3 protein-coding genes are annotated in these 3,333 nt (G+C 34.8%); 1 reads left to right on the forward strand and 2 read right to left on the reverse strand.

Annotated elements, in window-relative coordinates:
• Both RYK20_RS10800 and RYK20_RS10805 read right to left on the reverse strand, forming a co-directional pair.
• Positions 1 to 2,609, reverse strand: a 2,609-nt coding sequence (locus RYK20_RS10800) for a hypothetical protein (protein WP_314895429.1), incomplete at its 3' end; no start/stop codon positions are given.
• Between the two features lie 105 nt (positions 2,610 to 2,714).
• On the reverse strand, positions 2,715 to 2,924 hold the full coding sequence (locus RYK20_RS10805; RefSeq protein ID WP_314895430.1) for a hypothetical protein: 210 nt from the start codon (positions 2,922 to 2,924) through the stop codon (positions 2,715 to 2,717).
• Between the two features lie 107 nt (positions 2,925 to 3,031).
• Here RYK20_RS10805 and RYK20_RS10810 point away from each other — a divergent pair.
• On the forward strand, positions 3,032 to 3,333 hold a 302-nt coding region (locus RYK20_RS10810), incomplete at its 3' end, for a helix-turn-helix transcriptional regulator (RefSeq protein WP_314895431.1).

A 3,333-nucleotide genomic window follows, 5' to 3' on the forward strand; every position in this document is an offset into this window, starting at 1 on the left:
CCACAAGAAGCCTTGCAATTATCCATTAGCTCCTTTTTATTAATTTCGATGTTAAGGCGTTCTTCATCAAAATAATCCTCAGCCCATTCTAAGAAAGTATTACCAATGATTGCCTTGAGATTATTTTTCTTGAGGTTATCTGAAGGGGCAAAATAGTGATTGTCCTGATTGGCTATATAAAATTGACAGCATCGCAACATAAAGTTATAGAATACGTTCCACTCTTGCGGGTTCCATTCCTTGTAGAATCTTTTTTTAAAATCATCATAAGGCTGGTATTCTCGCCCCATAGTCTTATTTATTTTATGGTAATAGCTGGAAAAGGTAACGAAAAACACACGTCGCAAGCCTGCTGAACTATCATCTTTAAGACCATAATTGAAAGTACCCATAATCTTAGGGCGTTCTTCAAAAGAAAAAAATCGTTCTTGCTGTACGTTCTTGGTATTCGGGGTAATTCCACGAGTGATAAGAGTATAAAAGGAGCGAAAATCTTGGTTTTGATTCACATCGTCGAACAAAATGGCATCGTGGTAGTCCTTCAAGCCACCAAAGATATGTTTGTCTTCCAAAATATCTTTTTTACCACTGTCTTGCGGGTGGAAAAACTTCGCTAACTGCTCTATTCCTTGAGCAAACATACTCTTTCCAGTCCCTCCGTTAGCCTCGTTGTTATCCTCCTTTACTTGGTCATCAGTAACATATATAAATACAGGGAAATTAACATCATTCCAACGGTGGAGCATATACCCTATAGCATAGCACTTGGACAAAAAATGTTGTTCTTGTGTGATATGTTCTTGCTCGCTAAGGTAAGGGGAATTTAACAAGTGTTCCACGCCCCAAGGCTTTCCCTCTTTTTGGTAGCTCTTATAATCATTTTCCCAATACACACGACTGGTATTAATAAGGTAATTGAGAAAATCACAATTATTGTAAGTGATTTTCACACGATTATTCCCTTTTTCGTCTTTGTAAGGCTCAAAAAAGGTCTCTTTAGACTTGGAAATACTACTTTTGATAATATTTTCCTTGAAAACATAGTTCTTAACATCTTTGTTATGCAGAAATTGCACACCATTAGCAGTTACTTTTACAGCTGTATTCTCAAAAAAGAATAGCTGGTAATCCTTATCATACTTGACTAAGTTAAAATCCTTAGCAGGCACCTTTTTTAGTTCTTTATCGCTAAACATATTGGAGCTTTTCATATAGTCAATAATTGTTTTAGTTGTTCCTTTTCTTACCAAAAAATCAATACAGAAGTCAGCCACTTGTGCCGAGGAAGGACACTCTAATATATAGCCTTTTTCCTTTAGTAATACCCCTTGATTTTCATTCGTACTGCTCCTTTCATTCTGTGAAATATATACGTGGAAGTAGTTCGCATTAAGAAAATAATGCAGGTTACTGACAGATATGCGATTCTGTTTTCTCTCATTAATTGTCATAAAGTTGAAGCTAACAGGTACAGCCAACATCTTTCGGAAAGTATCAGCAATAACCTCTTTAGAGGTTTCTTTATCAAAATAATTAACAAAGTCCCTAAAATCCTTGCCTTTGTCTCCTAAGTAGTACTTGGGAATGAATACGGTATCCAATTTCCAATAATGATGAGAATACTTGTAGGCAAACTCAATCCCAGGTGTATCTACATCAGGCAGGTTGATCAGGTGCTTACTGACCAGCTTTAGGAATTGGTAATCCTCTTGACTTATAATTTCTACCTCAGAATTTCCCCATACAGGGTAAAAATCATCTGAAAGGCTCGCTATCGTAAGTCCGTCCGAGCCACCCGAACAAATGATAACATACGGCAATAGGAGTTCGTCTAAGTTCTTTTGCAGTTGTTCCACAGCCTCTTTATCCTTTGCATTTTCGAGCATTTTCCTAAGATTGGTTATCTGTTCTATGGTTTCTTGACTCAATTCTTTTTTGATACGCTCCAGTCCGTGAAGATAGCGGGCAGGCTTCTTACCCAGGTAGCCGTGCTTGAAATTATATTTTTTTTCTGTGCCATCCTCAAGGGTAGTTTTTCCTTTCTTTTCCGCAGGACAATAGAGTTTTGCCCATTGGGTAATATCAGGAGAATAACAGAAAATTGGATAAAATTCTGTAGATTCGACCATCATTAGTTTGCCACTGGAGGTAATGCGTTCGTAGTAATCTACCTCATATACATTGAACTCTTTTAATAGCTCAGGTGTTACAAAACGGCTGTAGCTATTGTGGTTGGTGATAGTGTCCTTAGTTACTATATTGAAATAGTCATTAGGGAGGTCTCCTTGGTCCTTGAAAGTTTTATTTTTTGGTAGTGTAGCACGCCCACTTACAGGGATATGAAATTCATCATATAGCTGTACTAAGGCTTCGTGGTAGTCCCAGCCTGTTTGCTCCCTAACAATATTGATAGGAAAATGAGAATCTCCGCCAAAGTCCTTGATATACCAAATATTATCTTTGGACTTATATACGTGTGCAGAGGGATTTTTTTCATCACGATAACAAAAATTCTTATTAAGTACGAGGTTTGGTACATACTTTTTAAGAATATCCAAGCCGTTATCGGTATTATCATACAAATCACGTTCATTTCTCTTGTAATCCATAGTAACTTCTTTCTTGTTCCACAGCTAAAAAGAAAGCCGTGCCCATATTGCGCAAAGAACACGGCTATTCAGAAGCTATGGATTTAGTTTATTGCAAAATATATATCAACATCTATTAATATCTATCAATTGGTCTATAGGTTTTTTTAGAATATTCTCCAAAACTAACAATGTAGAATAATGAGTAAGAGAATCACTATTACGATATAATCTATCATAGATAGCTTTAGGTGTTACTCTAAGTTCTTCTGCTAACCTACCTACATATTTTTTCTTTATTTCTTCTTTTACATCTTTCTTTAAAAAGATTTCCATATTGGCACTTTTTTTGCGACTTATATTACAGACGCAAATTTACGAATAATATTTCAATTTGCAATGTAAAATATTATATTTTGTAATAAAATATCATTTTTAAATATATGTTATTGGAAATTAATTGTTTAATTTTGTTTGTTATGATTAGTAAAAAGAAAATATTAGAGAATATCTCAAAAATTCGTGTAAATAAGAAGATTTCACAGAAGAGTATTGCTGAATTTTTGGAAATAGAACAAGGTAGTTATAGTCTCTTAGAGAGAGGAAAGAGAGATTTAACTATTGACCGATTATTGCAAATAGCTATTTTCTTTAAAATGGATGTAGTTGATATTATAACGTATCCCAATAAGGAAACGTATAATAAAGAGAGTGAAGATGATATAAAGGCTATTTTGCAAATAGA

Origin of the sequence: uncultured Capnocytophaga sp., assembly GCF_963525585.1 — a bacterium.
GTDB lineage: Bacteria > Bacteroidota > Bacteroidia > Flavobacteriales > Flavobacteriaceae > Capnocytophaga.

What these genes read in the sequence shown, in the direction of transcription:
- RYK20_RS10805 (WP_314895430.1), bottom strand. Translation starts at nt 2,924, where the DNA reads ATGGAAATCTTTTTAAAGAAAGATGTAAAAGAAGAAATAAAGAAAAAA.